This window comes from Escherichia sp. KTE96 (assembly GCF_000408525.1).
GTDB classification, from domain to species: Bacteria; Pseudomonadota; Gammaproteobacteria; order Enterobacterales; family Enterobacteriaceae; genus Escherichia; species Escherichia marmotae.
On sequence record NZ_KE137147.1, the window covers coordinates 410,575 to 426,832 of the forward strand.

Below are 16,258 nucleotides of genomic sequence, written 5' to 3' on the forward strand. Positions count from 1 at the left end.
TACCCCGGTTATAGCGGAAAACGCGAAATCAGCAGTTCTAAACGCTGACGAATATCGCTATCGAGTGCCACTGGTGCATCATACGACTGGCGATTTTCCATATCGTCCGCCACCATGTCGTCGTGCTTATCTCCCATCAGGCCATTAATGGCTGCGAGAAAGCGGGAAATCTGCAACGCCTCTTTATTTTCAGGATCAAGCGATCTTAACGTGTCGTAATAAGAAACCTGCTGGCTGATGATTTTTCGCACATCATGAAATTCCCTGCCTGTAAGCTGTGGTTTGGCAACAATCTCCTTCAGAATGTGCATTTGCTTCTGGCGATAAGCGATAAAGCCGTTCACGCTTTCTAACTGGCTATGGCGTAATAAATAACTCACCAGCCACCATACAAGAGGGCTTAAATAAATACGTAACAAGTTTCCGTAATACGACACGATATTTTTCTTACCGTTACGAAAACCGTCCTGAAAACGCCCAAGAAAAACCGTCGTTTTGCCGAATAAGAATCCCGCCCGGTGTTTTTTTAAATACAACCGTTGGGCAAAACGTAGATGCTTGTAGCGCGCTCGCATGTATTTAAACTGTTTGCGCTCGTCAGACGTAAGCTCCTCACCTTTGGACTGTTTGCGGATTAAATGCAGTAACTCCTGACGATTAACACCATTCAGCCAGAATTGCAGACATAACGCATAGTTATCCTGAATGATTTCAGCAGTACAACGCAAAGCAATTGTCGATGGTAAACTGACCCACTCATCAATAACATCATCTTCCTCAACCGCAACAAATAAACGCTCGCTCGCCTCAAGCGGGAAATATTTTCTCATCATCAGGATTTCTCTCCGGCTGCGTTATAACGCAATGAATGGCGCTGAAAAAACGCCTTTAAGGTCGGAATTAATGAGAGCGCCACATCCAGACATTGACCGCCGAAATAGGCAAACGCCGCTCCCAGCACGCCAAACAGATGGCAGAACATGAACAGCAACACGATGTAGCCGATTGAAGCGATGGTTTGCGCCACGAGAAAAGCGCGTTGTTTCCCCGCCATCAGCAGCAATGATTCCTGCGGGAAACCCAGCATCGAAATAACAATCGCGCCCAACATGACCTGAATCAGGTCATATGCTTCGAGATATTTAACGCCAAATACCAGCGAAATAAGTGGTTTACCAACGATCAACACCGCAAGCGCAACCAGAATGCCGATCCCGCCCGCCAGCAAGCCGGACTTCACGCCTAACAACCACGGTCTGGTGGTTCGAGGATCTAAACGCATCACTTCAGGGTAAAAGCTCTTACCCAGCAAACTGGCGGGCGTTCCGGCAGCGTCAAAGAATGTCATAGCGATTTTAAATAATCCGGCGGCCGCTGGCCCTAACACGATCCCCACCAGCACCGTGCTGCACGAGTTACGCGCCGACCAGATGGAGTGAGCAATGTTGGTTGACCAGACAAAACTCCACGCGCCTTTAATGTGTCTGGCAGACTCAAACAGATTTAATTTGAAGGCGTTATGGATATTTCTACGACGCAGTTCACGCGCAGCAAACCACCAGTACATCGTGCCACCAACCAGATTCGAGGCGTACCAGGCGATCACGAAGCCCGCAAAACCAAAGTCAAAATACCAGGCAATGACGCTTCCCGCCGCACGCAGAAAAGGTTTCGTCGCCTGCTGCACCGCAATTAAGTCGAAGCGATCCACTGCGCGCAAAATGCCGGTCGGCGTGGAGGAAGCCATTGAGGGGATAAGCGTGCAATAGAGCGCCGCCAGCCAAAAACTTTGCTCATCCAGACCTAACGAGTGAGAAAGAAATGGCAGCAAGGCAATGCCGCCGACAATCGCCACCGCACCACTGACGATATCCAGCGAAAAGGAAAAAGAGACAACATTGCGAAATTGTTGGGGATTATTATTGGTTAAGGCTGGCGTGCCATACTGCACTACCAACTGCCATGTCTGAAACTTAATAAAATCACTGATCGACTTGGCATACGATTGCACAATCACCAGTACGCCAAACATGGCTGGCGTCATCCCTTTCCCTGCGCATGAAAGCGCCAGTAAACCCAGCAAAGCGCTCACGACATTGCTGGAGCCTAACCAGGCGCTATTGCGAATAATGGTGCGAAATGCGCCATCTGCAAACCAATGTTTGATGTTAAAACCCGCCAATTCAGCCAGACCTTATCGTTGAAAATGAAAAACAGCCCGCCAGCCTTAAGTTAAACGTCGGCGGTCAGAAACGATGGCAACCAGAGAAACCGCTTTCTGTGCCTGTTCCAGCACTTCGCTGTAGGGCGCTCTGGAATCAATCTCAAGAATTTTTGTGCCGTTATAGCCAATCTTCGACATGACACCGATTTTGTCCTGCAACTCGGCATAGTCATGGTCAGGCTTGCGGGAGATAGCAGTATCAATATCAATACCCAGACGAATGATTAATTCCGGGCGGTATTGCGCCATTTGTTGGTATAACTGCCGCTCACGCTGCGCCAGGAACATGTTGATTTTCCCGGCAGCACGTTCGACGCCAATCCCAGGACCGTCATAATAGAAACCGGAAATTTCAGCCTGCGGAAAGCGATCGCTGACCACCAGAACACCACTTTGCGCCAGTCGCTGAACTTTGCGCAGATTTGCCATTCTTCGCAGCGAAAAGCCGTACATAATCGCCGCCGCCCAAAGCGCCGGAGATTGGGTTTTCATACTTTGGGTTTTGGAGGATTTTGCCGCCAGTCTCCGCTCCAGCCAGACACCAACAAACGGTAAGCGTTTAATTTTGTCGCCGTCTTCGCCCGAGAGCAGCCCCAGATAGCGGCGCTCGGTTTGCCAGTGCTGTTGCAGTGATTTCACCAGATCGGTGGTCAGCGTGGATTTCCCCGTGCCATCACACCCGACCACCGCAATCAGCCCTGGAATGTAGTTGGGCTGCGGCGCAGTTGTACTATTAGCAGTTTGCGTGTGTAGTGCATCCATTCGTTAAATCATCCCTTATCCATTTTGGTGATCAGGAAAGCGCGGCGTGAATTGAGCGTAGTGACACTTGCAGGACTTCATCGGCGGGTTGCCGCCCATCCAGTTCAAGGATCTTTGCGCCATTGAACGTCAGTTGTGGCGTGACGGCGATTTTTTCCTGTAACGCCGCCAGTTGATGGTCGGGCTTACGCGAAAACGCCGTCTGTTCATCAATAGCAAGACGAATCAATAACACAGGTAAATAAGACGCCATCCACTGGTATAGTTTCAGTTCGCGCTGCCTTAACATTTTTATCCAGCCGTTACCGCCAGTAGTTTTTGCCAGTTGCGGGCCATCAAAGCGAAAACCCGGCACTTCAACCTGCGGGTAGCGATCTGTAATGAGCAGATAGCCTTGCTGGCTTTTGCGCAACATTTTGCGAAACTTGTACGCCCGCCAGCAAGAAAGCAAATAAATAACCAGCGCGGTAATATTACCGGGCGGCGTTGAAGGCTTTTCATGCACATGTGCCGCTTTGCCTCGCAAATAACGGCCAAAAGGTGCACCAATAATGGGGAGCTGTGAAATCCACTCACCAATTCGCCCGGACGATTGCCCGAGATAAATGTGTTCTGTTGGCATTTTTGCTGCCAGTTCATTCACCAGGCTTGCCGTGAGGGTCGATTTACCCGAACCATCACATCCCACAATGGCAATAACGCGCACTGGCGTGGAATTAATTATTGACATATTACGTTGATTCACGAAAAACCCGGCAGCAAATAATGTATTGAATATTACGTGGTCCGTGCTCAGAATATCCGTTCAACCTTATTGTGACAATGGTTAATTGTGGTATTACCCTGAATTACGCTTTCATAAAAACATATTAACCAAATAAATATTTTGGGTGGATATTTAAATTTAAGGATATATTCATGCAATCAATAACCTCTCCGTTAATTGCCGTTATCGGCAGTGATGGTTCAGGCAAGTCAACGGTGTGTGAACATCTCATTACCGTTGTCGAAAAATATGGTGCCGCAGAAAGAGTTCATCTCGGGAAACAAGCAGGGAATGTGGGGCGAGCAGTAGTCAAATTGCCCTTAATGGGGAAATCACTTAATAAATCTATTGAACGCAATAAAGTGAAAACGGCGAAAAAATTACCGGGTCCCGTTCCGGCGCTGGTAATTACAGCATTTGTCGCCCGTCGCTTACTACGCTTTCGCCATATGCTTGCCTGTCGTCGTCGCGGGTTAATTGTTTTAACCGACCGTTATCCGCAAGACCAAATTCCTGGCGCTTACGATGGTACGGTGTTCCCGCCTAACGTTGAAGGCGGTCGTTTTGTCTCATGGCTGGCAAGTCAGGAACGTAAGGCGTTTCACTGGATGGCGAGCCATAAGCCTGATCTGGTCATCAAACTCAATGTCGATCTGGACGTTGCCTGCGCGCGTAAACCCGACCACAAAAGGGAATCGCTGGAAAGGAAGATAGCCATAACGCCGCAGTTAACCTTTGGCGGTGCACAACTGGTTGATATCGATGCCAATCAGCCGCTGGAGCAGGTGCTGATTGATGCGGAAAAAGCGATTAGGGATTTTATGACGGCACGAGGTTATCACTAGTCAGAAGTGATAATGCCCGATCGCAGGGAGCGGGCATTATCAGGAAGGTTAAATAAGCTGCAATGCTATCCAGTACAGACTACCAGACAGAAAAATTGCCGCCGGTAAGGTAAACACCCATGCCATCAGGATACTGGTTACCGTTTTACGCTGTAACCCACCGCCATCCACTACCATCGTCCCCGCCACCGCAGAAGAGAGTACGTGCGTTGTGGAAACAGGCATACCGATGTAACTGGCAAGACCGATAGACACTGCCGCCGTCATTTGCGCCGCCATGCCTTGCGCATACGTCATGCCACGCTTACCAATTTTCTCACCGATGGTCATCGCCACACGACGCCAGCCAATCATGGTGCCGATACCGAGCGCCAGTGCTACCGCCATGATAATCCACACCGGAGCGTACTCAATGGTGCTTAACATATCGCTGCGCAGTTTTTTCAGCAGGTTCTGGTCTTCTTTGCTAACGCCTGGCAGTTTCGCCAGTTTCGCGGAAGTATCAGAGATGCAAAGCATAATGCGCCGCAACTGACTGCGTTGACTTACGTTTAACGGCTCGTAGCTTTCCATATTGCCCGGCAGCATCGTTTTGACACGAGCAATCGCATCAAAAGTATTTGCTGGATGACAGTGGAACTCCGTCGCTTGCGTGCCTTCAGTTGATGCCGCAGGCAACGGGGGTTCCATCGCAATCAATTTCTGCGGCAGTTCCGGATGCTGTTGCAGATAGTGTTCGAAGTTGGTCACTGCATCGCGAGTACGGGTAATTTCATAGCCGGAAGCATTCATATTGACGACAAACCCGGCGGGCGCAATCCCCACCAGAACCAGCATCACCAGGCCGATCCCTTTCTGTCCGTCGTTCGCGCCGTGCGAAAACGCTACGCCCGCAGCGGAAACAATCAGTGCAATGCGCGTCCAGAATGGCGGCTTACGTTTACCTTTTTTCTTTTTGCGATCTTCAGGAATGCGGTGAATACGGTCACGCTTTTTCGTTCCGCTCCAGAAACGGCGCAGCAGGAAAATCAACCCTCCCGCAATGACAAGACCGACGATAGGGGAGACAATCAGCGAGGAGAAAATCTTGGTCACTTCACGCAGGTTTAACGCATCCATCACCGATGAGCCGGTTAACAGCGCGTTGGTTAAACCAATGCCGATAATAGCGCCAATCAAGGTGTGCGAACTGGAGGCCGGTAAACCAAAGAACCATGTTCCCAGATTCCAGATAATCGCCGCCAGCAGCATGGAAAAGACCATCGCCAGACCATGAGTTGACCCCATATTCAGCAACAAATCGGTTGGCAACATATGGACGATGGCATAGGCGACGCTAAGTCCGCCAAGCAATACACCAAAAAAGTTAAAAAATGCTGCCATCACCACAGCAAGTTGTGGCTGCATGGCACGGGTATAAATAACGGTTGCGACCGCATTCGCTGTGTCATGAAAACCATTAATTGCTTCATAGAACAACACAAACGCCAGAGCAAGTAATAACAAAAGCCCCGTATATACATCAAGGCCAACAAATAAATTTAGCATATATTAGATTACGCCATTTTGAATTTACGAACGAACGCATTATCAGTGACTTTAATGGCATGGGCAAAGTGAAATATCGCTTTTTAGTGATAAAAACAATGTTATTTCTTTAGGATCAGGGAATAAGTCACCATTCAGAAATCACGGAAAGAATTCATGACAAAGAATTTCAACCCCTAATATATTTATATTATGAATTTATTAATCTAAATAAATCCACCCGATAAATGTTTTGATTATTACACAAACAATTTTCCGCACTGGTTATTTCCATAATCAGTGCGGTTTATGGCAAAGTTTATTACTCTTTCACCACAATTAACGGTTCAATATCACTCTCTTTCTTGATGACCAGTGATTCATCTCCGCGCAAGCAAGTCCCACCGTAGTTACCGCCAACAGTAAAGGTACATACCTGAATGTATTTACCGTCCACTTTTGGCAGACACCACAACTGCTGGTAAATGTTTTTCTGCTCGGCAAATTTACCGCTGGTTTTGTCCAACACCTCTTCATGATGGCTGACGAGGTCGATATTGCTGCCACAGCGACCGGCAATCGGCTTCACGGCGTAACCGGTTTTCACCAGCTCATCATTAACGGTGAAATCGGTATCCAGCAGGTAGCGATGGTGCGGGAACAACGACCAGAGGATCGGCAGAATCGCTTTGTTGCCAGGGATCACCGTCCACAGCGGCTCAAAGACCAGTACTTCCGGACGCAGCAGAACGTCTATCAGGCGCACTTCATTTTGCGGATGGCCGGTACGGATCGGCACCGCAGCAAACTCACGGTCGCTGACTTCGCGAATCTGATCAAACGCGGTTTCCCATGCCCAGGTTTTCCACACGCAGTTAACCAGTCGCCCTTCCCCATCAATCAGTTGCCCGGCAGCATCCCAGCGCAGCTCGTCTAACCCGCGCAAGATACGCGTTTCAAAGCCCGCCTGTTGCAGCGCCTGCTCCATAAACTGCGCGTGATAGTTCTCCTCGATATCTTTGTCCTGCATGATATGGACAAACGGACGTGCACGACTGTGTTTCCAGGCTCCAGCCAGTTCGTTAATTAGCCCTTCAGCCGGATTGAAGCCGTTGCCTTTATAGCCTTGCTCCGCCCAACGTTCGAGGATCAAGCCCGCTTCAGTATGACAGGAGGCAGAATCGGCGTTGTATTCATAGACTTTCAGGCCGCGCTCATCCATGCAGAAATCCATACGACCGGTGATCATATGGTGACGGCGACGCTGCCAGGAGAGACGCAAACGCGGCCAGAGGATTTTCGGAATGTCGAACAGCGCCAGCAGATTGTCATCTTTCAGCACCTTGTCGGTGGCGTGGAGATACATCAGGTGCAGCTCGTTGGTGGCTTTAATCAGCTCCTGCTCGGCACTCTCGGTAATGGTGTAATAATGATACGGATCCTGATTGATCACTTGACCGTTCGCCTGCACGTAGGCGTTTTGTAGCGGATCTTTTTCATCCAGCCATTTGCCGTCAAACTGGCCTTTGTTTTCCAGCCGCGCCCCACTGATTTTCAACAAATCACCTGCAATTTCCGGCTGCGGTAAACTGTGTTCGGTATCTTCTGTCTGGATCATCCAGCCCAGGATGGTGGTGTCATCGAAGGTGTCTTTCAGGGTATAGCAGCCGTTTTCGACCACCATTTCCAGCTCACGCGTCCACTGTTGCCCTTGCGGCAATGGAGAATGAATCACGTTCTGTTCCGCAATACGGACTTTATTGCCGCGTAATTGGGTAATGATGGCGACATGGCCGGTGTCTTTAAATTCACCGCCCTTATCCCAAATAAGAAGCGCTCCTGCGACCGGCGCACGCGGCGAGCCGTTAGGAAATGCCTGCAATGGCAGGATGTTGTCGTTAACCACTTCACGCAGGAAGCGCAATGAGAAAATCTCCCACGCCATGCCCACATCGGTGAAGACCACACCGTAATTCAAAAAGAGAAAACGGCGAGCAAATTCAACACATTGCCATTTGTGGCCCATATATTCATCGTCGATATAGCTACGGAATACGGCGTCATCTTCGTATTCCTGCGGATCGAGAGAACTGTAATCTGAAGAGTAGATTGCTACACCACCGGGGGCGTAGCCCAATAATGTCCCGAACGGGGCATCCTGGCTGGTCGTTCCTTTGCTCATCACTTTACCTTTAACAATACAACCTAAGCAGTTGGCGTAATTGTTGTGCTCTGATTACCTGCTCAGCGACATTAACCGGACAGAGGTCTGACTTATCATACACCTCAACGCAGCGGCTGGTGCAAAGGGTTAAAAAATTCACAATCTGTACAGCAAGCGAGCTGCTACACTGCTTCAACACTACCACTCAGAAGGCAATTCAGTATGACAGACAATACTTATCAGCCCGCGAAAGTCTGGACGTGGGATAAATCTGCTGGCGGCGCGTTCGCCAATATCAATCGCCCGGTTTCTGGTCCGACGCATGAAAAAACGCTGCCTGTTGGCAAGCACCCGTTGCAACTTTATTCGCTGGGTACGCCAAACGGTCAGAAAGTAACGATTATGCTCGAAGAGCTGCTGGCGCTGGGCGTCACCGGCGCAGAGTACGATGCCTGGCTGATTCGCATTGGCGATGGCGATCAATTCTCCAGCGGTTTTGTCGAAGTGAACCCGAACTCGAAAATCCCGGCACTGCGCGATCATACGCATAATCCGCCGATCCGCGTGTTTGAGTCAGGTTCGATTCTGCTTTATCTGGCGGAGAAATTTGGCTACTTCCTGCCGCAGGATCTGGCGAAGCGCACTGAAACGTTGAACTGGCTGTTCTGGTTACAGGGTGCTGCGCCGTTCCTCGGTGGTGGTTTTGGTCACTTTTACCATTACGCGCCGGTGAAAATTGAGTACGCCATTAACCGCTTTACTATGGAAGCCAAGCGTCTGCTCGACGTGCTGGATAAGCAACTGGCGCAGCATAAGTTTGTGGCGGGCGATGAGTACACCATTGCTGATATGGCAATCTGGCCGTGGTTTGGCAACGTGGTGTTAGGCGGCGTGTATGATGCCGCAGAGTTTCTTGATGCGGGTAGTTATAAACACGTGCAACGCTGGGCGAAAGCAGTGGGTGAACGTCCGGCGGTGAAGCGTGGGCGTATTGTTAACCGCACCAACGGACCGCTGAATGAGCAGTTGCATGAGCGCCATGACGCCAGTGATTTCGAGACAAATACAGAAGATAAGCGTCAGGGGTAATGGTTAGCGTTCGTCGCAGCAAGCCCTCCAGACCGATGTAGGCCGGATAAGGCGTTCACGCCGCATCCGGCAATCAGGCAATCAGGCAATCAGGCAATCAGGTACAATGCCTGATGCGACGCTCGCGCGTCTTATCAGGCCTACGAAAGCATCCGACTTTAATTATCACGCGCTGGTAATGTCGTAATCCATATTGCGCAGCGCGTCTAATGTGGCTTTGGCTTCATCTTCATCGATGATGCTCATGGCAAACCCGACGTGCACCAGCACCCACTGGCCCAGCAAATCGGCCGGATTGCCTTCGCAAATCAGGGCGATATTCACGTCGCGCTTGATGCCACAAACTTCGACCTGCGCAAGTTGGTGAATATCTTCACCGACGGCCAGCACCTGGCCAGGAACGCCAATACACATTGTTAACTCCGGTTATTCAACTTCAATACTTTTGACGATCAGCGAATCGCCGGTATCGACACGCAACCGCTCGCCATGACAGAGCGGACACTGCGCATCGTGCTGATGAATCTCCACTACCTGGCTGCAATCCCAGCACCAGGCCTGGGCGGGTTTATAGACGATATGTAAATCGCACCCTTGCGCCACCGTTCCCTGGCAGACAATTTCAAAACTAAAACGAACCGCGCTCTCCTCAACGCAGGAGAGCGCGCCAATTTCCAGCCACACGGCGGTGACGCGCTTAACATCGTGCTGCTCCGCCTGCCGTTGGATAATTTCAACGGCGCTCTGGCAAAGCGACAACTCATGCATTTTCATCACTCCTGCGGCCAAACAGCAGGGCGCGACGCCCTGCGTGTGGCACATCCGGATTCGTGACTGGCAGCGAAAGGATCATTCGCGCGCAGTCATCCGTCAGGCGTTTGCCCTCTTCAATCGACATGCTGTGCGAAAGCGGCGACATCAGCGAGCAAGAGAGGTATTGCGAAACACCGTCCAGTTCGCCAACGGTAAAGGTCATAGTGCCATAAGGCAGTTGCAGACCGATCTTCTCACTCACTTTGCGCAGCGGCCAGAGTTGATCCGGGCCGGGGAAGATCACTGCACTCAGCATCCACGGGGTGATCACACACCCCGTCCACTGACCTTCGAACAGCGTAAAATCGGAAACATACACCGGCATGGAAGGATGCAGAAACGAGAGGTCGTGCATCGAACGCCGGGCAATTTCTTCAAACGCTGCCTGTACTTGCGCCTTTGGGGAGGTCTGGAAACCAGCAATCTCCTCAGTCATGTGCTGCCTCCCGCGGGATGGCTTCCACGCCTGATTCGCGCAGCGCAGCCAGAACCTGCTCAAGCGCAGGTTCAATCATTGCTTCGACCGTCGGCGTTAAACCGATGTGCGGCTCCAGCGATTCCGGGATCACGCCGACCAGAGTCAGCTTTTTCGGAAACTCGCCGGTGAAGCGCAGGGCCGACAATACGTCGGCCAGGCCAAGCTGATGCGGAGAGATTTTGTTGGTAAACAACGCCGGAACTTCTTCGTCCCGCAGGATCATCATCGTTCCCGGCGCGTTCTTTTTCGACACAATGGCATCGGCAATGATCAGATGATCGCGATTTGCCATGTCGCCAAGCAGTTCCATTCCCGCCGTGCCGCCATCGAGGATCTCAACATAATCCGGCAGAATGTATCGTTGCTCTAACGCTTCAACAATCCGCACGCCGATGGCTTCATCGGTCAGCAAAATATTGCCGACCCCTAAGACTAAAATACGCATTACAGAACCTTCACTGAAACCACTTCGTTGCCGTCGGCATCCACTACGTGAACCGCACAGGCCATGCACGGGTCGAAGGAGTGAATGGTACGCACCACTTCCAGCGGTTTATTCGGATCGGCAATCGGTGTACCCACCAGCGACTGTTCATACGGACCGACGTCATCATTGAAGTTACGCGGGCCAGAGTTCCAGGTGGATGGAACGACCGCCTGGTAGTTGCTGATGATACCGTCTTTAATCACCATCCAATGGGAGAGCATACCGCGCGGCGCTTCGAGGAAGCCAACGCCTTTGAACTCGCCCGTTGCTGGAATGTTCGGCTTCACGAACGTGGTGTGGTCGCCTTTGCCGATATTAGTGATCAGTGCACTGTATTGATTTTGCAGGATATCCTGCAATTCGCAGCAGTGAACGGTACGACCAATAATACGCCCCAGAGTGGAGTGCAGTTGCGCCACTTCCAGCGTGTTGCCCGTCAGTTTCTGATAAATCGCAACGATTTCATTCAGTTTGTTCTGGGTAGACTCGCGTCCTGCCGCCAGTTTCACCAGCATGTTCGCCAGCGGCCCCACTTCTACCGTTTTGCCGTAGAAAGTCGGTGATTTCACCCAGGAGTATTTACCGTCGTCAGACCAACCGTCGTAAGCTGGAATGGTTGTGCCTTCCCACGGTGCCTGCGGTGCTTCGTCTTTATACCAGGAGTGTTTCGCGCTTTCCTGAATCCCTTTGATCAGGTATTCATCGGAATGGGAAGTAATCGGACGATACGAGGACAAATCCGCGTTTTCGATATATCCGCCAGGGAACAGGAAGCTACCGTTTTTGCTGTCGGTCGGGAATTCCGGCACACTCAGGTAGTTCACCGCACCTTTACCGCGCTCCAGCCATTCCGGATAAAACGCCGCGATAACGGCAGTATCAACCTTATAAACCTGCTCAACAAAGTCGCTCAGCTTGTCGATGAAGGACTTGATGTACATCAGGCGCTCAAGGTTCAGTACGCCCAGACCGTCGAGGTTGATCGGGTTAGCGACCCCACCTACCGCCAGGTTCTGAATGTGCGGCGTTTTACCGCCCAGCAGCGCCACAACGCGGTTAGCGTCACGCTGGCACTCCAGCGCCTGTAAGTAGTGCGCTACCGCAATCAGGTTCACTTCCGGCGGCAGTTTCATCGCCGGGTGCCCCCAGTAGCCATTGGCGAAAATACCCAACTGACCGCTGGCAACCAGATCTTTGATCTTGTTCTGAACTTTGGTGAACTCTTCCGGACTGTTCAGATGCCAGGTCGAAACGCCTTTCAGCATTTCGGAGGCTTTGGTTGGGTCAGCTTGCAGTGCAGAAGTGATGTCCACCCAGTCCAGCGCAGAGAGCTGATAGAAATGGACGATATGGTCATGCGTGGTATGCGCAGCCAGAATAATGTTACGGATGTATTGCGCGTTAACCGGAACGTCAATGTTCAGCGCACTCTCTGCCGCACGAACAGAAGAGAGCGCGTGAGTGGTGGTACATACGCCACAGATACGTTGCACAATCATCCAGGCATCGCGCGGATCGCGGTTTTTCACGATCTCTTCCATGCCGCGCCACATGGTTCCGGAAGCCCATGCTTTCGAAACGACGCCATTTTCGATTTCGCAATCGATGCGTAAATGCCCTTCAATACGGGTTACCGGATCAATAGTAATTCTCTGGCTCATGCTTTGCTCGCCTCATGACGATTATGATCGTTTTGTTTTAAAGGAGGAAGTATCGGCAGTAGACGAATGAGTACGATGTAAGCGCAAATCTCAATAGCCACAAAACCAATAGAAATCAACAGTTCTTCCCACGTCGGGAAGTAGGCGTAACCGCCGCCAGGGTTGAATGCCACCAGCGAATAGGTCAGACGCCAGGTTGCACAACCTAACAGTGCGCTCAGTGCCGACAGGAACAGCATACGTGAATCATTACGCAGCTTCGCCACACGCAGAACGACCAGCGGGAAGAGCATCAGCAGGACTTCAATCCAGAACATGACGGAGTAGAAGTCACCGGCAAACGCTAACGACAGCTTGTCGCGATAGATTAACTCGCCAAAGCGCAGCACGATGAAAATCGCCAGCAGCACGCTGATGGTGTTGGTCAACTTGACGAACAGGCTCTTCTCATCCGGCCCGTTGCCACGCAGACCCGCCTGCACCAACGAACCTTCAAAGATGACTATCGAGAAGCCCATGATGAACGCCGTCAGCAGCGAGAACAGCGGCAACATTTCATAGCTCTGCCACAGCGGATGCACTTTGTAGCCCGCCGAGATCATCAGTGATCCCATGGAAGACTGGTGCATAGTCGGCAGCAGCGCGCCAAGCGCGATGATAAAGAACATCACCTTGTTCAAACGCTTGAGCGATACCTTCCAGCCCAGACGTTCAAACAATGCAGGAGCAAACTCCAGAGCCATCACACCGATGTAGATGGTCATACAAACCGCCGTCTCGAACAGTACCGAGTTCACGTTGAAGTGACCCGGAATGTAGAAGTACGGCAGGTTCCAGTAACGACCGACGTCGATGGTAATCGACAAGCCACCCAGTGAGTAACCGAACAAACTTGCCAACAGCGCCGGACGCACCAGCGGATGGTATTGTCCACGGTTAAAGACGTATACCGCCCACGCCAGCGCCCAGCCGCCACAGGCGAAACCGGTGCCGATCAACAGGTCAAACGCAATCCACACGCCCCACGGGAAGCCGCCATTCAGGTCGGAGACAGAGCCCAGACCGAACACCAGACGCTTCACAATCAGGAGCATACAAATGACGATTAACGGTCCAAAAATCATGACCGGTTTACTGATGATTTTGCCGCCCAGCGGTTGTGGATCATGACTCATGATCGTCTCCTCCGTCGTGATGGTCGTTTTTGGTGTTGCGACGAACCAGCACGGTTAAGCCCGCCAGCACAGCCAGTGGTAGCATCATGCCTTTATACAGGGTGTGTTGAATATTTTCGGAACGCGCGCCGGTAGAAAGATCGTCCAGCTTCGGCAAGTCGAGATTTTCATAAGGAACCCCCGTCAGTACCAGAACCTGAGTACCGCCGCCCTCTTTCTCGCCGTACAGATGCGGATAATATTTCGGCACTGTGTGCAGGTAAGTGTCGCCAGATTTCAACGTCTGACGCGGATAGTGGTATTCGCTGCCAGGCTTCAGCGCCAGGCGTTTTTTCGCCTCAGCCATCAGCTCTTCACGCGTACCAAAAATCACCGCGCCCGCCGGACACACTTCTACGCAGCCAGGTAGACCACCTTTATCGAGACGCTCCACACCTTTCTGGTTACACAGCTCACACTTATGCAGCGCACCAAACGGGTTGTTGTAGTCGTACTTCGGCACATTGTACGGGCAGGCGACCATGCAGTAACGGCAGCCGGTGCACACGTCTTTGTCGTAATGGACAATGCCGGTTTTCGGATCTTTTTTCAGCGCAGAAACCGGGCACACGGAGACACAGTTCGGATCGACGCAGTGCATACACTGTTTCTTAATGTACGCATAGCCATTCTCTTCCTGGTCTTTGTTGACGCCAGTGCCGCTGGTCCACACCTGGATGATGTTATTGGTATACGGCGACAGTTTGTCGTTGTTCGACCACGTCTGTTCCCCTTGCGGGTTACGTTCCGGGAAGTTGATATCCTGACACTTAGTCACACAAGCCTGGCAGCCTACGCACAAGGTCGAGTCATACAACATTCCCAGCGATCCCGGAATTGGCGGGCGGTTTTCAGCAGCCGCATGGCTGACAGACGGCAATGCGCCCGTCAGCAATGCCCCGCAGGAGGCTGCTTTAATAAAATTACGTCTGTTCACGGTTATTCTCCCCGTGAGTCAGCGTTATCTTTCTTTTGCTGACGACCCAGTTCACGCACCGCCATCACGCTGACACCGGCAACCAGCCCAACCACACCGCCAAGCAAACCGATAGCGCCCGCAGAAACGTTGCCGCCCTCTTTAGCGTTAACGTCCGGTTTCTGTGAACGCGGCGTCTGGTTTTCGACGTTGGCAAGCTGATGGATGCCTTTATGGAAGCCGATACCTTCTTCGTTACAGCCGTAGCACGGGTGACCAATCGCCACCGGCCATACACCGCCAACGTCGCAGAATTGCAGTGTGGAGCAGTTACCGTAAGTTTCCGGCCCTTTACAGCCGAGGTGGTACAGGCACCAGCCTTCGCGATGGCCATCATCACCAAACTCTTTGGCGAAACGACCAGCATCGAAGTGCGGGCGACGTTCGCAATGTTCGTGAATCAGACGCCCATAGGCGAAGGTCGGACGGTTTTTGTTATCCAGCTTCGGCGGTTTACCGTAAGTGATGATGTGCGCAACGGTCGCAAGGAAGTTGTGCGGGTTCGGCGGGCAGCCTGGAATGTTGATAACGGTTTTGCCCGGCAGAACTTCTTGCAGGCTGACCGCACCGGTTGGGTTAACCCCAGCAGCGGCGACACCGCCCCACGCGGAGCAGGAACCGATAGCGATAATTGCGGCAGCACCTTCTGCCGCTTTGCGGATGTGATCCACAATCGGCTCACCGGCGACCATGCAGTAAATACCGTTATCTTTTAATGGGATGGAACCATCCACAACCAACACATACTGCCCTTTGTATTTCTCGAGCGCGTTATGTTTGTTCTCTTCAACCTGATGGCCGAAAGCGGCGGAGAGCACTTCGTGATATTCCAGAGAGATAGTCTCCAGCACGAGGTTTTCTACCGTTGGATGCGTTGCACGAAGCAGAGATTCCGTACAACCAGTACATTCCTGCGCGCCAATCCAGATAACCGGCGGGCGCTGCGGGTTAGTGACCGATTCGGCCATCTCTGCGGCGGCTTTGCTACTCAACCCCATGGTGGCGGCTAATGCTGCACAAAGCTTCATGAAATCACGGCGATTAATGCCGTGAGAATGGATGAGGGTGTTATCTCCAGTCATTTATAGTTATTCCGTTGCGAAGACCTGGCATATATTTTGCCTCAACCGCAAAATCGATAATGCGATCGATGCGCCATTTACCACACATTTATTATGGTTATCATTGTCATGATACTGCGGCGGGGCGCTAAAACGAAGGGGAAGGAGCATTAGTGTAATTAATTAAAGCA

The 16,258-nt window shown here is 51.6% G+C and carries 16 protein-coding genes; 2 read left to right on the forward strand and 14 right to left on the reverse strand.

Translation table 11 applies throughout. From position 1 onward, the window contains the following. Positions 1–8 precede the first annotated feature (8 nt). From A1WG_RS16295 to A1WG_RS16280, 4 genes are read right to left on the reverse strand one after another with little or no spacing between them, the layout of a single operon-like run. The gene (locus A1WG_RS16295) at positions 9–833 is read right to left on the reverse strand and encodes a hypothetical protein (protein ID WP_001517095.1); all 825 of its coding nucleotides are present in this window, start codon (positions 831–833) and stop codon (positions 9–11) included. Next, positions 833–2,182, reverse strand: coding sequence for a lipopolysaccharide biosynthesis protein (locus tag A1WG_RS16290; RefSeq protein WP_000896902.1), 1,350 nt, complete (start codon positions 2,180–2,182; stop codon positions 833–835). Before A1WG_RS16290 ends, A1WG_RS16295 begins: the two co-directional genes overlap by 1 nt. 45 nt (positions 2,183–2,227) lie before the next feature. After that, a complete protein-coding gene (locus A1WG_RS16285; RefSeq protein WP_000339328.1) occupies positions 2,228–2,986 on the reverse strand; it encodes a nucleoside/nucleotide kinase family protein in 759 nt (252 codons plus the stop codon). Positions 2,987–3,017: 31 nt separating this feature from the next. Continuing rightward, on the reverse strand, positions 3,018–3,731 hold the full coding sequence (locus A1WG_RS16280; RefSeq protein ID WP_072274938.1) for a dTMP kinase: 714 nt from the start codon (positions 3,729–3,731) through the stop codon (positions 3,018–3,020). 173 nt (positions 3,732–3,904) lie between these two features. Here A1WG_RS16280 and A1WG_RS16275 point away from each other — a divergent pair, with 173 nt between their 5' ends. Continuing rightward, entirely contained in the window at positions 3,905–4,597 is a 693-nt protein-coding gene (locus A1WG_RS16275) for a dTMP kinase (RefSeq protein WP_001517097.1), read from the forward strand. 48 nt (positions 4,598–4,645) lie between these two features. On the opposite strand, the gene pitB is transcribed toward A1WG_RS16275, so the two are convergent. Both pitB and gss read right to left on the reverse strand, forming a co-directional pair. Next, a complete protein-coding gene (gene pitB / locus A1WG_RS16270; protein WP_000933317.1) occupies positions 4,646–6,145 on the reverse strand; it encodes an inorganic phosphate transporter PitB in 1,500 nt (499 codons plus the stop codon). A gap of 301 nt (positions 6,146–6,446) precedes the next feature. Further along, on the reverse strand, positions 6,447–8,306 hold the full coding sequence (gene gss / locus A1WG_RS16265; protein WP_001517098.1) for a bifunctional glutathionylspermidine amidase/synthase: 1,860 nt from the start codon (positions 8,304–8,306) through the stop codon (positions 6,447–6,449). Between the two features lie 204 nt (positions 8,307–8,510). On the opposite strand from gss, the gene yghU reads away from it, so the two are divergent. Further along, positions 8,511–9,377, forward strand: coding sequence for a glutathione-dependent disulfide-bond oxidoreductase (gene yghU, locus A1WG_RS16260; protein WP_001517099.1), 867 nt, complete (start codon positions 8,511–8,513; stop codon positions 9,375–9,377). A gap of 165 nt (positions 9,378–9,542) precedes the next feature. Here the strand turns inward: yghU and hybG are convergent, their stop codons facing one another. The 8 genes from hybG to hybO are packed head-to-tail and all read right to left on the reverse strand — an operon-like array spanning position 9,543 to position 16,088. After that, on the reverse strand, positions 9,543–9,791 hold the full coding sequence (gene hybG / locus A1WG_RS16255; RefSeq protein ID WP_000334894.1) for a hydrogenase maturation factor HybG: 249 nt from the start codon (positions 9,789–9,791) through the stop codon (positions 9,543–9,545). A 12-nt stretch (positions 9,792–9,803) separates the two neighbouring features. Then, positions 9,804–10,145, reverse strand: a complete 342-nt coding sequence (gene hypA / locus A1WG_RS16250) for a hydrogenase maturation nickel metallochaperone HypA (protein ID WP_000544957.1) — start codon at positions 10,143–10,145, stop codon at positions 9,804–9,806. Further along, positions 10,138–10,626, reverse strand: coding sequence for a hydrogenase-2 assembly chaperone (gene hybE, locus A1WG_RS16245; RefSeq protein ID WP_000134011.1), 489 nt, complete (start codon positions 10,624–10,626; stop codon positions 10,138–10,140). Before hybE ends, hypA begins: the two co-directional genes overlap by 8 nt. Beyond that, positions 10,619–11,113 (reverse strand): HyaD/HybD family hydrogenase maturation endopeptidase, encoded by a 495-nt coding sequence (locus tag A1WG_RS16240; RefSeq protein ID WP_001221938.1) that lies wholly within the window; start codon positions 11,111–11,113, stop codon positions 10,619–10,621. The genes hybE and A1WG_RS16240 overlap by 8 nt, the downstream gene beginning before the upstream one ends. Then, positions 11,113–12,816 (reverse strand): hydrogenase 2 large subunit, encoded by a 1,704-nt coding sequence (gene hybC, locus A1WG_RS16235; RefSeq protein ID WP_000083056.1) that lies wholly within the window; start codon positions 12,814–12,816, stop codon positions 11,113–11,115. Before hybC ends, A1WG_RS16240 begins: the two co-directional genes overlap by 1 nt. Continuing rightward, positions 12,813–13,991, reverse strand: coding sequence for a Ni/Fe-hydrogenase cytochrome b subunit (gene hybB / locus A1WG_RS16230; RefSeq protein ID WP_000017694.1), 1,179 nt, complete (start codon positions 13,989–13,991; stop codon positions 12,813–12,815). The genes hybC and hybB overlap by 4 nt, the downstream gene beginning before the upstream one ends. Continuing rightward, a complete protein-coding gene (gene hybA / locus A1WG_RS16225) occupies positions 13,981–14,967 on the reverse strand; it encodes a hydrogenase 2 operon protein HybA (RefSeq protein ID WP_001081870.1) in 987 nt (328 codons plus the stop codon). The genes hybB and hybA overlap by 11 nt, the downstream gene beginning before the upstream one ends. A 2-nt stretch (positions 14,968–14,969) precedes the next feature. Further along, complete coding sequence (gene hybO, locus A1WG_RS16220) at positions 14,970–16,088, reverse strand: hydrogenase 2 small subunit (RefSeq protein WP_000145417.1); 1,119 nt, start codon at positions 16,086–16,088, stop codon at positions 14,970–14,972. Positions 16,089–16,258: the final 170 nt, after the last annotated feature.